Here is a 1,287-nt window from a genome sequence, read left to right as displayed (position 1 = left end):
GACTACCCATGATTGATTTCACAGTTGCTATCTGTACCTATAACGGCGAAACTCGTCTACCTAAGGTTTTAAAGCGATTACTGTATCAAATTAAAACCGACCATTTTGCTTGGGAAATTCTGATTATTGATAATAATAGTACTGATAATACCAGCAAAATTGTTGAGGAATATCAATCCTATCCAGGAGCTTATCCTATTCGATATTACTTTGAACCAAAACAGGGGATAGCATTTGCTCGACGCCGTGCTATCCAGGAGTCTAAAGGTGACTATGTCGGTTTTTTAGATGATGATAATATCCCTACTCCTGATTGGGTTAGTGCTGCCTATAATTTTGGTCATTCCCATCCAAAAGCTGGTGCTTATGGTAGTCAAATTTATGGAAACTATGAAGTTAAACCACCGGAAAACTTTCAGCGAATTGCTTGTTTTATTGCTATCATAGAACGAGGTGAAGAGCCATTTTGTTATCAGCCTCGTCAAGGGTTATTTCCTGTCGGTGCGGGGTTAGTGATTCGTAAGCGAGCCTGGTTAAATAATGTTCCTGAACAGCCTTGGCTCAAGGGGGTATGTGCGACATCCCTATCTGCTAAAGGAGAAGATATAGAAACCTTATCGTATATTCAAAAAGCGGGTTGGGAAATTTGGCATAACCCTCAAATGTGTATTGAGCATCAAATCCCAAAATGGCGTTTGGAAAAAGACTATTTATTGAAATTATTTCGAGGTGTTGGGTTAAGTCGGTATCCCACTCGCATGTTGCGCTTTAAACATTGGCAAAAGCCTATCATGATTCTAGTTTACCTAATCAATGATTTGGGCAAGACTATCCTTCACCTGATTAGATATCGCCAACACCTCAAGACAGATTTAGTAGCAGCTTGCGAACTGGAACTTTTTGTGAATAGCTTGTTTAGTCCATTTTATCATTGGATTTTTGGAATCAGTAATAAATAATAAGGCAAAATGCTGGCATGTATGAATAGGGAATAGGGAATAGGGAATAGGGAACAGGGAATAGGGAACAGGAAACAGAGTGTGGGGAGAGGGGTTAGTGTGGGTACTGTGGCGAGAGCGAAGAAGTAGTTTTCGATAATTGGGTATAATTACAAACATTTTTTTACTCCCTACTCCCTACTCCCTACTCCCTACTCCCTACTCCCTACTCCCTACTCCCTACTCCCTACTCCCTACTCCCTACTCCCTACTCCCTACTCCCTACACCCTACTCCCTACTCCCTATAAGCTATCCCCTACTCCAAACTACAAATACGCTACACACATC

At 41.1% G+C, this 1,287-nt stretch carries 2 protein-coding genes; both read left to right on the top strand.

Going from position 1 to position 1,287, the window contains the following annotated elements:
* Positions 1 to 959, top strand: a 959-nt coding sequence (gene hpsE / locus F6J94_RS33900) for a hormogonium polysaccharide biosynthesis glycosyltransferase HpsE (RefSeq protein ID WP_367142326.1), incomplete at its 5' end; no start/stop codon positions are given.
* 139 nt (positions 960 to 1,098) lie between these two features.
* A partial coding sequence (locus tag F6J94_RS33895; RefSeq protein WP_293048351.1) for a hypothetical protein occupies positions 1,099 to 1,287 on the top strand: 189 nt, incomplete at its 3' end.

Origin of the sequence: Moorena sp. SIO1F2 (assembly GCF_010672755.1) — a bacterium.
Classification (GTDB): Bacteria; Cyanobacteriota; Cyanobacteriia; order Cyanobacteriales; family Coleofasciculaceae; genus Moorena.
The sequence above is the reverse complement of the archived record's forward strand: the minus strand, read 5'-3'. Positions and strand labels throughout refer to the sequence as shown.